The 15,318-nt window shown below is 45.9% G+C and carries 13 protein-coding genes and 1 pseudogene; 6 read left to right on the top strand and 8 right to left on the bottom strand.

All coding sequences use genetic code 11. The features are described 5' to 3' along the window. Positions 1-55 precede the first annotated feature (55 nt). On the bottom strand, positions 56-904 hold the full coding sequence (locus G3578_RS09695; protein ID WP_165212048.1) for a PHP domain-containing protein: 849 nt from the start codon (positions 902-904) through the stop codon (positions 56-58). A gap of 89 nt (positions 905-993) precedes the next feature. Here G3578_RS09695 and G3578_RS09690 point away from each other — a divergent pair, with 89 nt between their 5' ends. Next, on the top strand, positions 994-1,356 hold the full coding sequence (locus tag G3578_RS09690; RefSeq protein ID WP_165212045.1) for a YugN family protein: 363 nt from the start codon (positions 994-996) through the stop codon (positions 1,354-1,356). A gap of 27 nt (positions 1,357-1,383) precedes the next feature. On the opposite strand, the gene G3578_RS09685 is transcribed toward G3578_RS09690, so the two are convergent. Together G3578_RS09685 and G3578_RS09680 are read right to left on the bottom strand one after the other, a co-directional pair. Continuing rightward, positions 1,384-2,271: an MBL fold metallo-hydrolase gene (locus G3578_RS09685; RefSeq protein ID WP_165212257.1), complete on the bottom strand. Its 888-nt coding sequence runs from the start codon at positions 2,269-2,271 to the stop codon at positions 1,384-1,386. A 76-nt stretch (positions 2,272-2,347) separates the two neighbouring features. Further along, positions 2,348-2,959: a YitT family protein gene (locus tag G3578_RS09680; protein ID WP_165212042.1), complete on the bottom strand. Its 612-nt coding sequence runs from the start codon at positions 2,957-2,959 to the stop codon at positions 2,348-2,350. A 308-nt stretch (positions 2,960-3,267) separates the two neighbouring features. Here G3578_RS09680 and G3578_RS09675 point away from each other — a divergent pair, with 308 nt between their 5' ends. Next, positions 3,268-4,632 (top strand): hemolysin family protein, encoded by a 1,365-nt coding sequence (locus tag G3578_RS09675; protein WP_165212039.1) that lies wholly within the window; start codon positions 3,268-3,270, stop codon positions 4,630-4,632. Between the two features lie 66 nt (positions 4,633-4,698). Here the strand turns inward: G3578_RS09675 and G3578_RS09670 are convergent, their stop codons facing one another. After that, the gene (locus tag G3578_RS09670) at positions 4,699-5,655 is read right to left on the bottom strand and encodes a metal ABC transporter substrate-binding protein (protein ID WP_165212036.1); all 957 of its coding nucleotides are present in this window, start codon (positions 5,653-5,655) and stop codon (positions 4,699-4,701) included. 170 nt (positions 5,656-5,825) lie between these two features. Between G3578_RS09670 and G3578_RS09665 the strand changes: the two genes are divergently transcribed. The 3 genes and pseudogenes from G3578_RS09665 to G3578_RS20890 all read left to right on the top strand — a co-directional run. After that, positions 5,826-6,827, top strand: a complete 1,002-nt coding sequence (locus G3578_RS09665; RefSeq protein WP_165212033.1) for a permease — start codon at positions 5,826-5,828, stop codon at positions 6,825-6,827. Between the two features lie 15 nt (positions 6,828-6,842). After that, a complete protein-coding gene (locus tag G3578_RS09660; protein WP_165212030.1) occupies positions 6,843-7,817 on the top strand; it encodes a TIGR03943 family putative permease subunit in 975 nt (324 codons plus the stop codon). Between the two features lie 11 nt (positions 7,818-7,828). After that, positions 7,829-8,187 (top strand): annotated as a pseudogene (locus G3578_RS20890) (transposase); the annotation flags it as partial. Between the two features lie 365 nt (positions 8,188-8,552). Here G3578_RS20890 and G3578_RS09650 read toward each other — a convergent pair. The 4 genes from G3578_RS09650 to G3578_RS09635 are packed head-to-tail and all read right to left on the bottom strand — an operon-like array spanning position 8,553 to position 13,560. Continuing rightward, positions 8,553-9,500, bottom strand: coding sequence for a hypothetical protein (locus tag G3578_RS09650; RefSeq protein ID WP_165212027.1), 948 nt, complete (start codon positions 9,498-9,500; stop codon positions 8,553-8,555). Next, positions 9,500-10,177, bottom strand: a complete 678-nt coding sequence (locus G3578_RS09645) for a response regulator (protein WP_165212024.1) — start codon at positions 10,175-10,177, stop codon at positions 9,500-9,502. The genes G3578_RS09650 and G3578_RS09645 overlap by 1 nt, the downstream gene beginning before the upstream one ends. Before the next feature lie 21 nt (positions 10,178-10,198). Next, positions 10,199-12,235, bottom strand: coding sequence for a sensor histidine kinase (locus G3578_RS09640; RefSeq protein ID WP_165212021.1), 2,037 nt, complete (start codon positions 12,233-12,235; stop codon positions 10,199-10,201). Between the two features lie 53 nt (positions 12,236-12,288). Continuing rightward, positions 12,289-13,560: a DNA cytosine methyltransferase gene (locus tag G3578_RS09635; protein WP_241254547.1), complete on the bottom strand. Its 1,272-nt coding sequence runs from the start codon at positions 13,558-13,560 to the stop codon at positions 12,289-12,291. A gap of 203 nt (positions 13,561-13,763) precedes the next feature. Between G3578_RS09635 and G3578_RS09630 the strand changes: the two genes are divergently transcribed. Further along, on the top strand, positions 13,764-15,050 hold the full coding sequence (locus G3578_RS09630; RefSeq protein ID WP_165212018.1) for an ISNCY family transposase: 1,287 nt from the start codon (positions 13,764-13,766) through the stop codon (positions 15,048-15,050). Positions 15,051-15,318: the final 268 nt, after the last annotated feature.

The following is a 15,318-nucleotide window of genomic DNA, read 5'->3' as shown; positions in this document are numbered from 1 at the left end:
TATTTTTGGACAGCTGTATGGATCTTCTTCCCGCCGGATGCTTCGAGACCGCTCCTCATGCTTGTCTGAGCCTGGCGATCCTGCGCAGTTGATCCAAGGCTTCCGTCGGGGCAGTCGAAGCGCCCAGCATGGCGTGAAACGGCTCTTCGCCTCTCCAGCCATGAAAATCGGATCCGCCGGTCATCACCAGCCCGTATTCTTCCGCCAGGCGGATATAGCTTTTCCGGTCGTCCTGATCATTGTCGGGATGCCAGACCTCGATACCGTCCAAGCCAAATACAATCAGCTCTTCCACCAGCTCATCGTCGTCATACAGCCCCGGATGGGCCAGCACGGCAACCCCTCCGAAACGTTTGATCAGCCGGATCGCGTCCTGCGGGGAGATCCGGGGCGGATTGACATACGCAAGCCCCCCCTTGCCCAGGTACTTCTCGAAGGCTTCCTCCATGGAACCGACGACGCCAAGCTCCATCAATACCTCCGCCATGTGCGGGCGGCCGATGGTTTTGTCGGTTCCTTTCTTGCGTTCGTACACCTGCTCCAACGTGATATCGATTCCCAATTCCCGCAGCCGGGCGATCATCATTTGATTCCGTTCGTGGCGCGTATCCCGCAGCTTCGCCATCTCCGCTTGAAAAGCCTCATCCCCGTATGGCACGAAATAGCCGAGTACGTGGATATCCTGTCCCTTGGCCGCCGAACTGATTTCCACGCCGGGCACCACTTCGATCCCAAGGCGCTCGCCTGCTTCCACCGCTTCCGCAATGCCGCCTACCGTATCGTGGTCGGTAATGGCGACGGCGGCAAGCCCCGCTTCCAGGGCAAGACGGACGTTTTCCGCAGGGGGGCAGGTTCCGTCCGATGCAAGGGTATGAGTATGCAAATCAGCGCGTTTCTGTTCCATCCTATCCTCCTCATTACGAATACGTCTGTTTGGTTGCGCGTTTACATATACATAATGGCAAATGAACCCCCAATCAAGGAGGACTGCGCATGCAGTTGAAAAGCAAATCGTTAACCGGTGTCGTCCAACCGCTCTCCTATGTGGACAAAATGCTGCGGCAGCAAGGCTTTTACCGAGCCGGCGGCGAAAACACCCCGACCTACGATGTCGTCATCTACGACTCTGCTACCTCCACCTCTTACTTTCTCCGCATCCCCACCAGCTACACCCAATCTCCGTCCGGCAAGGGGGAGATCAGCGTCCGTTTGGGCCAGCCCTATCTGGAAGCCAAGTTCTACATGCACCTGGCGGATGAAGAGATTTTGTACATTCCGCAGGCGATCAGGGAGGCCGCCCTCCACAAGCTGGCCGAAATCGCCGACTATCTCTCCTCCCCGCCGCCAGCCGAGTAAACGCTGTCCGGTGTCTGCGTCCGTATGTTACGTCCGTTTCCGCCACAGCAGCCGGTTGGCGTCAAAGCGATAGCAGATCCGCTCTTCCCGCAGAAGCCCTGCCAGATACCCCATCAAAGCCGTCCGGTACAGCACATAGCTTGTCATGTTCCCGATGGAAATCTGCAGTTCCCCGCACAGTCGGGCAAGCAAGTGTTCCAGCGTACATTCCTCCTCGGCAAGCATCTCCTCGATCTTTTCCAGAATCCGGCGATGCCAGCGGATATTCTTCATGACGGTCTGCTCGATGGAACGCTCAAACGGCCCATGTCCGGGCACATAGCCCTCGTAATGCGTTTTCAGCAGCTTGTCCAGGCTGAGAAGGGTCTCATGGGCGTCAACGAGAAACGGCAGCTTGTGCTTCTCCAGGGTATCCGCGCCAAAATAGCCGTCTGCGGCAAAGCAGATGTTGTCGCAGACGATGCCCACCTGCTGCCAGCTGTGGCCGGGCAGAGGCAGGACGTCAAGCTTCAGTCCGTCGATCTCTATCTCCCCGCTGGCAGGCAGCAACCGGTCAACCCGGGAGGCTTCCGCCAGCAGAAACTTGTTTGTCAACTCTTCAAACGGCACGGCTCCCATATTCAGATAAACGGGCTCCAGAATGGGATAGCGTATAACGGCCTCTTCCAACGGCGGCGCATAGACAACCGCCTCCGGAAAAACGGTTAGCAGATGAGCGTTTCCCCCGAAGTGATCCGCATGCGAATGGGTCTGAATAATCGCACGCAAGGGTTGGGCAAGCTCGTCCAATCCTTTTCTTATTTTTTTGGCCGTCTGCGTATCAAGGCCGGAATCGATCAGGATGGCGCCGGTATCGCCCAGCAGCAGCCCGATGTTGACGCTGCCGGGAAAATAGCCGATATGCGGTTTGATCATGACCGGTGCAGCATTGGTCGGCACGGTTTACTCCTCCTGTTTTTCCATTTCCCATATTTTCGCCATCCACCGCCGGTTACCTTCTTGGCGGTCGCACGATTTCCCATCTGTCCTTCGGTTTGCCAATCCGGCTGAAGGCATGGGTAGCCGCCGCGACGGCCATGATCGTGATCACGGAAAAGACCATTCGGTAGGTGCCGATCGCTTCCCACGACCCCACCACAATCACCCCATCGATCAGCAGGATCAGGAGGGCCACCGGAATGCCGGTGCGATACGCCAGGAACTGGGCCAGCAAATCCGTTCCGCCCGTGTTGGACCGATAAGCCAGCATGCTGCCGATACCGGCCCCGATCATGACCCCGCCCGTCACCGCCGATACCTCGATCGGGAACGGGTTCCACGCGCGCAGCGGCGACAGCAGGTCGATAAAAAAGGAGGTGAGGAACAAACCGTGAAAGCTGTTGTAAAAAAGGGAACGGTCGTAGAGAAAGACGATCCCGTAGATGGGGATGCTGACCGCCAGCATGATCAGCCCGGGCGAGAGCTGCAGATAATACTTCGCCAACAGCCCGATGCCAATCATCCCCCCATCCATCAGCCGGTGGGGAATGAGAAGCCAGTTGACGCCCACCCCGACAAGCACGCTGCCGAGGAGAACGGTTACCGCCTTGTTTATCCCATTCATGCGCTCACCCCATTTCGGATCATGATGCCGTCCATTTCCTATCCTATGCGGGCAAAAAAGAGGTATGTCCTCCCACGCGCGCGCTTCACCGCTCAGGAACCAAAGAAAAGGAGGTCACCCGCTCTATTTCCGTCAGATCGGTTGCCAGCCAAATCGCACGGTTTTGACTCTTTGCTTTTTTACCTGCTATACTATTGTGTAAACGAGCGAAGCGGCCGTCCGAACGGTCCGCTGTCGTTCACCCATCAACGCTAAGACACAAATTGAATGAATGTGGGAGGTGAATTCTCCTCCTTTCACTCGAAAGGATGGAGATCTACTTGGACGAGAGTATAGGGGAGATCTTGTTAAAACTGCTGCTTGTTGTTTTTTTGGTTCTCCTCAACGGTTTCTTTGTCGCAGCAGAGTTTTCTTTGGTGAAAGTTCGCCAAACCCGCCTCGCCCAGCTGGTAAGCGAAGGCAATCGAAGAGCCGCATACGCGCAAAAAGTGACGCAGAAGCTGGACGCTTACCTGTCCGCTTGCCAGCTGGGGATTACACTGGCCTCGCTTGGCTTGGGTTGGGTTGGGGAGCCAGCGGTTGGACACCTGGTGCATCCGCTTCTCAACTGGCTGGGGATGCCCGAATATCTGGTCACACCGGTCTCGGTGGCCGTCGCATTTTCGTTCATTACATTCCTGCATATTATCTTTGGGGAAATGGCTCCCAAATCGCTTGCCATCCAGAAGGCCGAATCCGCCTCTCTCTGGACGGCCGCGCCGTTGATGTTCTTCCATAAGATCAGCTACCCGATCATCTGGCTGTTAAACGGCACATCCAACTTCTTCCTGAAACGCATCGGGATCGAACCGGCCGCAGAAAACGAATCGGCCCATACGGAAGAAGAGATTCGGCTGCTCGTCAATGAGAGCCACAAAAGCGGCCATATTGACCAGACGGAAATGGCGCTGGTGGACAACGTGTTTGAATTCTCGGAACGCCTTGCCCGCGAGATTATGATTCCGCGCATCGATATGGTGTGCCTGTATGACGATAACACGTTTGAGGAAAATCTGGAGATCATGCGCGAGTCGCGCCACTCCCGCTTTCCTGTCGCCCATGAGGATAAGGACCAGATCATTGGTTTTGTTCATACCACCGATTTCTACCTGTCCGCGCTGACCAAAGGGGAAGCCAATCTGCGCGATTTCCTGCGCCCCGTCCTTACCGTGCCCGAGTCGATGGAAATCAGCCATGTGCTGCGGCTGATGCAAAAGCGCCGCTCCCAGATGGCTATCGTCATCGATGAATACGGCGGGACTGCAGGCCTGATCACGATGGAAGACATTTTGGAGGAAATTGTCGGGGAAATCCAGGATGAGTTCGATGAAAATGAGCGTCCCGAGATTGAGTCAACCAACAATGTGTTGTCCGTCTCCGGAAAAACGCTTCTTACCGAATTGAACGACTACATTCCCGTTGAGATACACTCGGATGACGTGGATACCATTGCCGGCTGGCTCTACAGCCAACTGAACGAAGAAGTGGCCAAGGGCAAATCGGTACAGCATGAAAATTATCTCTTTACCATATCCGAGCTGGATAATCACCGCATCACCCGCGTCGAGATCACCCAGGTGGAGGAGAACAAGCCGCAGGGGGATGAAGATGACGTGCTGATGAAAGCCCAGTAACTATATGAAACGCCTCCGTTCATGGGAAACGGAGGCGTTCTTGTTTGTTCTTCATGGTGGGGAGATTTATTCGTTCAAGGCGGTTTTCAAGGCTTCCAGGTTATTTTTCATGACGCCGATGTAGTCCAGGTTCTTTGCTTTTTCCTCATCGGTCAAGCCCTCGATCGGGTTAAGGACGGCTGTCTTGGCGCCGGTCTCCTTCGCTACCGTCTCGGCTACTTTCGGTGCTGCCAGCGTTTCAAAGAAGATGGTTTTCACCTGGTGTTCCTTCACAAATTTCACGATGTCAACCAGCTTGGACGGCGACGGTTCCTCTTCCGGCGACAATCCCGAGATCGGAATCTGGGTGAGTCCGTAACGTTTGGCCAAATACCCGAAAGCGGCGTGCTGTGTGACGAAATCTTTCCGCTTTGCAGACGACAGCGCAGCGGAAAATTCCTTGTCCAGAGACTGCAGCTGCGCGATGTAAGCATTGGCATTTTTACGGTAGTCATCCTTGTGGGCGGGATCAGCCTGCTCCAGTGCATGCGCGATGGCTTCCACCTCTTTTTGGGCCAGAACCGGATCCAGCCAGACATGCGGGTCCAGATGGCTGTGATCTTCCCCTTCCTGGTGCTCCTCCTCTTCTTCTTCCACGCCCTCCATCAATTCGATGCCCTTGGAGGCTTCCACGACCACAAGATTCTTGTTTTGGACGCTTTTCAGCGCATCTTCCACCCAGCCTTCAACGCCGCCGTTATACACAAACACCTGGGCGTCAGCGATCCTTTGGATGTCTTTGGGGGTAGGCTCCCAATCGTGCGGCTCTACACCTGCGGGAACCAGCGCGGTCACATCCGCATGCTCACCTGCCACATTTTTGGCGAAATCGTACATCGGATAGAACGTGGCAACGACGCTGATTTTTTGCGGGCTGTCGCCGGACTGGCTGTTTTCGCCCTGACTGCTGGTGGAACCGCATCCAGCCAGCACCATACTGGTCAGCAAAGCGATCCCCAGCGCTTTTTTGAAAGATTGAGGCATCTCTTTCTCACTCCGTTCGTAAATAAGAATAATTACGATTTGTTCTTTGCAATTATAGACTATACATTTTTTTGAGGAACTTGTAAATACGGTTCTTTTTTCACGGCTTGTATTCTATACTTTCCAGCAAGTATGATTAGAGGGACCGAATGTGGTAAGGAGGGATATTCTTGCTGCTCAGGCTGCGTCATTTCGTCATCGATATCATCGGAGCCCTGCTTGTTGGCATAGCGGTATTCTTTTTGCTGTCCGGAAACAACGGCCGCTTCCCTTTTTCATCCGTTTCGCTTTCTCCTCGTCTGCTTGATGTAAAAACCCTTTTTCTCAGCATCTTGTTGGAAGCGATCCCCTTTGTGCTCCTCGGCGTTTTTTTCTCCGCGCTGATTCAAACATTTGTGAAAGATGAACAGGTGCGGCGCTGGACTCCCCGAAACGTTTTCATCGCCCTTCCCTTCGCCGCTTTGCTGGGATTTCTGTTTCCGGTCTGCGAGTGCGCCATCGTTCCCATTGTAAGGCGTTTCATTCAAAAAGGCATGCCGGCCCATATCGGGATCGTCTTTATGCTCGCCGGTCCGGTCGTCAATCCCGTCGTGATGGCCGCCACTTATACCGCGTTTCAAAGGCAGCCGGACATGGTGATCGAGCGCAGTCTGCTCGCTTTGGTCGTCGCCATGCTGACCGGATTGCTGCTGTGGATGTTTCACCGTCAAAACCCGTTAAAATTGGGGGTTGACAGGCAGATCCAGCATGAGATCGCACATGCGGAAGCACGATCAGCCGGCATCGGGGCCACTTTCAGGCATGCGGTGGATGAATTTTTTGATATGGGGAAATTCCTGATCTTCGGTGCATTGGTCAGTTCCATTCTGCAAGTCTATTTCTCCAGAGAAACGCTTGCGTCCATCGGGCAAACACCGCTCACTGCCCACCTGGCCATGATGGGACTTGGCTATGTGTTCTCGCTCTGCTCGGAAGCAGATGCGTTTATCGCGGCGTCTTTCGCAGGAACTTTTTCCAAAAGCTCGCTCCTTGCTTTCCTTGTCTTTGGTCCGATGATTGATTTGAAAAATACGCTCATGCTGTTCAGCGCTTTTCGTTTTTCGTTTGTGGTAAAGCTGATCGCCATCGTCACGGTGCTGGTGTTGCTGTTCACCTTATGGCTTCCCCTGTAGAAAGGAGTTCAGGCAATGAGTGAAACCAAACATTATTTGCTGCGGAGTCTGATCCTGCTGGGATTCTCATTTTTGCTGGGAAAGCTGCTGCTGACCGGCGAGATCAATTATTATCTGGCACCCCGGCTTCAGGGATTGACCTATGTCACGCTTTGCATCATGGTGATCCTCACGATTTCCTGCTTCGTGCAGGCCCTTACCGGTACCCGCCGTGCGGAATGCGACTGCGGGGAAGCGCATTCCCTGCCGAAAGGCTTCTGGAAAACGACCATCGTCTATGGGTTGTTTGTGCTGCCTTTAGCGATGGGCTTCCTGCTTCCCAATAAGCTGTTGGGTTCCGCGGTGGCGGAGATGAAGGGCGTAAACCTGCTGCAAGGGAACGCGAAAGAGTTGATGGCAAACAGTCCGTTAAAGGAGCAGATCAAAAAATCGCAGCCGGAAAAGACGGCGGCTCCCCCTGCTGCCGCCCCGACACAACAGGCTGCCGCGCCCAAAACGACAACGGAAACGGACAAATCAACCAAGCCCATGACCGAGCAGGAACTGCGCAAGATGTTTGATCAAGGCTTTGGCGACTTTTATACCGACATGGCCGTCTCCTTTTATAAGCAGCCGGTCATTGAAATCAATGACCAAAACTATCTGGACGCCATGACCATCCTTGATATCTATGTCAAGGAATTTAACGGCCGCAAACTGGAGACGATGGGTTTCGTCTACAGACAGCCCGATTTCAAGGCGAACGAGTTCGTGGCGGCCAGGTTTTCGGTATCCTGCTGTACCGCGGACGCTTCGGTCACGGGGATCCTGATCCAGTCCCCCGATGCCAAAAAGTTTCCCAACGACAGTTGGGTCAAGGTAACAGGCACCTTGAAGCTGACATCCCTTGACGGAAATGAATTTCTCATGCTGGTGGCGGACAAGATAACGCCCGTAAAACCGCCGAAGACGCCATACGTGTACTACAATTACAACAATGTCGGTCAGTAACCGGTCGAATCACGGTAGAGGCCACCTTGGAAGAACTGGAACAATTCGAGTAGACATGGGGACAAATGTCCCCCCTTATTGTTCGTTCCTGACGAACGATCTGGCTAGAAATCTCCACCTTCTTCAAGTACTCACCAGTTATTCGCAAGCTGATCTACACAACCAATGTCATCAAGAGCTACCATCGCCAACTGAGAAAGTCACCAAAGGAAAAGCCATTTTCCCTACAGACGAAGCCCTGCTCAAAATGCTCTACCTGGCAACCATGGATGTGTTACGAAAGTGGACGGGGAGAGTTCAGAACTGGGGCCAAATTCTGTTGCAACTATCCGTTCAGTTTCCAGAGCGAGTTCAACCATATCTCCGCTGAGCCTAACGGCTATTGGAGTTTACACAAAATCATTGACAGACCCTTGACAGACCCAATCCTGCGGGTCTTTGACCGTTCATTTCTTTACTTACAGCATACTTCAATGATTATTTAGACGAAACACCATCATTTTAGACAAATTCTTCTGAAGTAAGACAAGTCCCTATCTATCGAAGGAATTTTGAGTTGAAAGAGAAAGCATCATACACGTGCTCATATGAGAAAAAAACTAAGTAAAATACATTAAATTCGGAAATTATTAGATCTCATTATCGAGATCGACAGTTTCGTTAAACACTACACTACAATATAGACTACTTGACCATAGTTGGGATTAGAGCAGTATTATGTATCTAACCGATTACCTAGCCAGTCTGAATTAATTCTTCTATCTCATTATCGTTTAGATAGCTATTTAAGCGAATATATTCACTATTCAAAGAGTAAGCCAATCTAAAAAACTTCTTTGACTCTGAAGCAATGCCCAACGCTCGATATAAATGCCCTAAAAGAAAATATTTATAGTAGTTATTATAACTATCCTTAAACACTGATTTTTCTATCTTACTAATCAACTGTTCTATTCTTGTTTTATCTTTGGTGTCAATAAATAGCCAAGGAATAAATTCTGGTTCACCATGTATTACAATTCGTTTTCGCACACTATTTATAGTAGTTAACAAATCGGTCTGTAATATTTTTAAAAACTTCGGCTCATCGACAACTTTTTGAGGTAAGCTGAAAGTAATTTTTAATTGCTCTGGAGACATTGCTAAAATTAGCGAATAGCTTAATTCTAAATTTTTTGAGATTAGTCTGGCAAACTGATCTATATTATAATTATTTGCTAAGAATTCAGTAAACGACTTACATAAAGAATCGTTATATATTTTTCTCAAGATTTTTTTCAATTCATTTTTGTAGGCTTGTCCTTCAGTTTTAACCACCAGATCAATGATGTCATTAAATCCAAGATATGCAATTGCTTTGTGTTCTCGACAAATCTGTGCTCCCAAATCACCTGTGGAGCAGGAAAATGCAAAAATAAAAGAGTGTTTGCATCGATGAAATTGTTCTAAAGTTAGTAACACAGCTTCACCTGATACCTCTTCTCCAACAATGTAATCAGGATAACCGTGAGCTGTTATTACTATAATGTCAGTATAATATATTCTTGAGTCAAGAATTCCATAAAAATCTTCTGTTCTAGAAAAATGGTTATACAATTCTTCATAGTTAGAATGCAAGAAATCTTTAAAACTATCCAGAAACCCTAATGCCTTTGATTTAGGAAAAAAATGTATAATTCTCATCATTTCCCTCTGAAAGCAATATTGTGTAATATCAAAGATCTAGCTAGGTTACTCTTGTAAATTTCACCAATAATATCGTCATTTCTAATATGGTTAATAATTTCTTCAATAGTGTATTCAGATCCGTCAACAATAATTTTTTCATCACTAATTAGATCGCTGTACTCAACAAAATATCTCTCTAAAGAAACTTGAACATAATCAATATCTTTAATTGCCTCGATTATAGCCTCAACTCTTAATTGGTGGGTTCTTGAACCAAAAGTGTCAAAGCTATCTGTCTCAAGTTCTTTTGGGAGAAACTTATAGACGCCACAGTTGAAGAATCTAACCATATCTTTACGATCAGGAAATAAGTCATCTAAAAATCCCATTGTATAGAAAATTATCTTGCAATGCTTATTGATTCCTTTTCTTATTTCTCTTACCAGTTCTATACCATCTTTTTCGTTTCCAGCAGTAGATAAATCGTAATCAATTAATAGAACATCATAGACATGCTTACTAGAACTAATTAATGCAATTGCTTCTTCATATTTTGGAGTACTCTCAAAAGAAAGATTATAGTCCAAACCACGCGCTAATTTTAATTGTCTAAAAATCGACTCATATTGCTGAATATCTCTCCGTAAATTTTTTGAATCATCCACAATCAGTACATTTCTCTGGATATCCAATGCCTTTTTCCCTCCTTTACCTTATCCTCCTAAATTAAAGCTCAACTGAAATGTTGCACCTGGTTCATTATCAACCGGCTTTATAAGATTTATTTCGCCATTGTTGGTTTTAACAAGTTCATCCACTATTGCAAGGCCCATACCGTATCCATCAGTTGTAGTATAAAATGGAGTAAAGATATGTGAAATTGCATTTTTTTCAATGCCTACTCCATTATCTTTGAAAAAGATATTCAATTTGTAGGCAGTAACCTCAAACTTTACTTCAATTTCTCTAGGTCTATCATGAACTTTTGCCAAAGATTTTTTTGAATTTGATATGAGATTTTCAAATATTACTTTAAAATCATTTAAATCAAATTTCATATTTATTGACTGTGATCCTATAATAGTATAATTTATTTTTTCATTTTCAAGTGAGTGCTTATGAGCATTGAAGACTTTTTGAAGTTGATCATAGAGATTAATTGTTATTTTTTCACGTTTTCTTAAGATATAATTTCGTGCACTTAAGAGATAATCATTAATTTCCTTTGTAGTGGATAGAATAAAATCTTGAGACTCCTCTAGAAGATCATGTAAATCTGATGGCAACTCGAATTTGGAAACATCATCACGTTGATTCCAAACTGCAGCCTCGACATTTTGCAGTCTAATTAAAACCTGATGTATTATGCCATGAAGTAATGTTTCTTTGCTTGCTATTCTTTTATATACTTCTACCAACTGCTGTTGATTTCTAATAATTTTATCTTGTTTTTGATTATTTTCTTGAATAATTTTCGTCAATTCTAATACTTGCTGAGCTTTTTCTGGTAATGTTCTTTTCAAATCTTTGGCAATAGCATTCAAACTTTTAGTTGCTTTTGTGATATCTTCTCTATTACGTACATGTTCTTTTTCCTCTGTTTTGAATTTTTTAAGAAAAAAGTACTCTTCTAACTTAGGGAGAACTTCCTTTCTAAAAAAGGTGCGCAAATCTTCTAACGCCTGGTTTTCCTCTAATCCTTGCCTATTTGTGGCATCTATAAAATCTGGATTATGCTCCCTATATATTTGTATATAACCTATTAGATCCCGTACACCCAAATTACGGAAGACACCTTGAGCTTTTCTGATATCAATCCCTAGCCAATCGTTGTCATTTTCGCCATATGGGTATATTTGGAAATAATCTCTATAAATTCTAATATTACCGAAATTTTTAACGTGCTCATTAAATTTATAGTAAAATGATCTTTTATCATTTTCATTAAATGAATATACTATGAGTTTAACAGGACCAAAATTATACGGGTTTGGATAAGTTTTTTCTTCTATAACTACACCGTTCCTGTAAAGTGAATAACTAATGCTTGTCGAATCCTCTTTGGTAATTTTCATATCAATCCATAAGGAACTTATATCTTTCAAGTTATAGGGTTCTAATTCTTTTGAAACGTAACCGAACTTTTTACAATCTAGAATAATTTTGAAATCATTATATGTTTTAGGAAAGGGTGAAAGTAACCCCCGTAGTTTTCTCTCTAAACTCTCAATTTCTGGTTTGCTCCAAATATCTCTTAAGCCCGAGATAATTAAATCGACGCCTTTATCCCTAGGCGTTTTTAGAAAAACATATTCAATTTCAATCTGATTCAGATTAGTATCTTTCTGATCCTCAAATCGTTGCCAATCAAACTCCATCTTAATTGTTTCTCCATTTTTGCCAGTGGAAGATATTAATGTTAAATATCTGCCAAGCCTGTCAACCGAAAATCTTCCAATACCTTTTTCACCATTTATAGGTCTTCCTTTCTCAGTGTAGTTAACACCCTTTTTATTATCAGTACCAATTACCATCCATTTTGTTTTTATGTCGGAGAGACTCATTCCTTTTCCATTATCCGAAATAGTTAAGGTATCATTATCGATATCTAAACTAATCGTAACTGACTCTGCATCTGCATCAAAGGAGTTCTTTACTAACTCGAAAATAGCTGAAATCTTGTTAGTTACAAGTCTCCTACCAACTAAGTCTTTTATATTTGTTGAAGATTCAAAGTGTAAAAAGGGCATAAGATCATCACCTCACAATATATTTTACTTGTTCAAAAAGAGGACAACAAAATCTAAATAGTGATTAGATACCTATCGGATGGTATACTATCTTTATTTTCGTTTCTTTTAAGTGCTTCCATAATCTTTTCGGCAATTGCTCTTGCAAACAATGGAGGAACTGCATTGCCTACCTGAGTATATTGTGGTGTTTCAAACTTTCTCTTATTTCCTCCAGTTGTTCTTTTTCCTTTAAACTCAAAGCTATCATCAAAAGATTGTAACCTTGCAAATTCTCTTACAGTTAATATCCTAGGATTATTTTCATCATAATGAACAATATCGTCAGGAAGCGTCAATACAGTCGGTGAAATAGAGTCCTTATTTAGTTTTGAGCATCTGTACTTTTTTGTATAAAAGTATTTGTATTCCTCTGATTCTAAACGCTCTAACAACTCTCCAATACTTTCTCCTGGTTGTAACTTTTTAAATCTTTCAACGGTCTTTTTTTGGTGTTTTGAAGCTTGATGATTTTTTAGAACGTTTGCCTTTATAGTTTTTCCATTAATATCTGGTGTCAATCCATTCCTTAACATTAACTGATATTCCGTAATATTACAATTTATTGCATATTTTTCTGAAACTTGCCCATTAAGCAAGAAACTTAAGTCAGAGATGGCTTCTTGTACAGTAACGATTTTGCCTTTTTTTTCTGGAAAGTTTGGTTGTGGTACTTTATCTTGAACTCTTCTCCCTCGTTTTTCGAGTAGATTTCCCAAAAAAATGACTCGCGGTCTGTTCTGTGGCACACCATAGTCCTTTGCATTCAATAACTGATAACGAACTCGGTACCCCATTTTAAAGGATTCTTGTTGGATAACGTCAGGAACCAGCATATTTTCATAGATTGCCCCAGAAATTCCCTTTATATTTTTTAGACGATACGATAATATTCCTTCTACATTTTCCATCACAAAATATTTGGGTCTAATTATTTTTATGATTTTCAAAAACTCCATAAATAACAGATTTCGAGGGTCATCTTCATCTCTTCTTCCTGTAAGACTAAATCCTTGACAAGGCGGGCCACCAACAACCACATCAACATCGGTACCGTTCAAAAAGTCTAATAAGAGCGATTTTTTAGAGAGTTTAACAATATCATCATCAAAAAAATTCAATTCATATCCTAATTGATTATGCCTATGAGTATAGGTTTCTTTTGCTTCTTTGCTATAGTCACTTGCAAAAGGCACAAGAAAACCTGCTTGAATGAATCCCTCCGACATGCCTCCAGCACCACAAAACAAGTCAAGAACAGTGTATTTCTTCTCTTGTTGCATCATAGATATCACCTGTTACCCTTATTCTAAAACCAGGATAACACATCAAATTACATTTGAATAGGTAAAAATGTAAATATTATATAATATCAACAATGCTAAGCAATAACAAGCTTTTTAATTAAACTTTGGTGTTGTTGTGCTGTGATAATGTCACTGTATAAGTATTCTGAGATAATGTCACCATGGGACAGGAGACAGTGACATTGACCAGAGCAGAACTGAAGAAGGTACTTGTAGTGGAGAAGATTCTTGACGGACGAATGACGAATCAGGAAGGAGCAACGGTACTCGGACTGACAACACGGCAAGTGATTCGGCTAAAGAAGAAATATCAGGAAGAGGGAGGGCAGGCGATGGTACATCGCAACCTGGGGAGAAAGCCGAAACACGCCTTAACGGACGAGGTGAAGGAACGGACGGCAGCGCTATACCTGACGAAGTACCAAGGCAGCAACAACTGCCACTTTGCGGAGCTTCTTGAGAAACACGAATCCATCCAACTCAGTCCATCCAGCGTGCGGCGCATTCTGCTGGAGAAAGGGATCAAACAAGCCAAGCAGCGGCGGCGCAACAAGACCCATCAGCCACGCCAGCGTAAACCGCAAGCCGGGATGCTCTGGCAGATTGATGCAACCTCATACGCCTGGCTGGAGGATCGGGCGCCCGCCTTCACGCTGCATGCTGCCATTGACGATGCGACCGGCACCGTTGTCGGCGCCGTGTTCCGACCCACGGAATGTCGAGAAGGCTACTGTCTGGTTATGCAGCAGGGGATCCGGAAGTACGGCGTGCCGCTTGGCCTGTACAGTGATCGACACACCATCTTCCGTTCGCCAAACGAGAAGCTGACCGTGGAGCAAGAACTGGCGGGCGAGACGAAACCTCTCTCCCACTTCGGTAAAGCGATGGCGGAGCTTCAGATCGAGCACATCAAGGCCATCACACCGCAAGCCAAGGGACGCGTGGAGCGACTGTGGGTGACGTTCCAGGATCGCCTGGTTATCGAGCTAAGGCTGCTTGGCGTCACGACGATTGAGGAAGCGAATGCGGCGCTACCCAAGCTGCTGGAAAAGCATAATCGCAAATTCGCCGTTGCGCCGAAGGAGGTGGAATCGGCTTACGTACCGCTCGATCCTTCCGTCAACCTGAACCATGTCTTCACGATTCGGGAGTACCGGCAACTGGGGCCCGGTAACACTCTCTCGTATAACGGAACCGTCTACACACTTGCCAAGCCTGCTCCATTCCGATTCGACGCCAGAATGACCGTTGAAGTGCGGCAGACGCTTGACGGCGAAGTGTTCTTGTGGCACCAAGGTCAGCCGCTACAGCTGAGGGCGATAGAAAAACCCAAGCGCAAGATCGTCGAAACAAAAAAGGCGGAGCCTGCGTTGCCACGCAAACCTGCCGCCAACCATCCATGGAGAAAACCATGGAACCAAAACCAACTTCAGAATAACACAAAATCAACGACAGTCCAAGCCACCTGACGGTGGCTCAAAAACTACTTCGAAAGTGACATTTTCTCGGACGAGTTAAGGTGACATTTTCTCAGACGATTGACAGCTTTTTAATTAAACTTGTTTTTCCTAACATAACTTACTATAATTCATCCCATGAACCGTGCTAGACATTGAAAAAACGCAGATATTCCTCTATTGTGTGAGTTGTCCAGTCAACCACTGAAAGAAGGAAATCTGCATTGTGCCTTGTTTTAGCACAGACTTTATTTGACTTTCATTGTTTCGTCTCTCTTAT

This window comes from Brevibacillus sp. SYP-B805, assembly GCF_011059135.1.
Taxonomy (GTDB): domain Bacteria; phylum Bacillota; class Bacilli; order Brevibacillales; family Brevibacillaceae; genus Brevibacillus_F.
The sequence above is the reverse complement of the archived record's forward strand: the minus strand, read 5'-3'. Positions and strand labels throughout refer to the sequence as shown.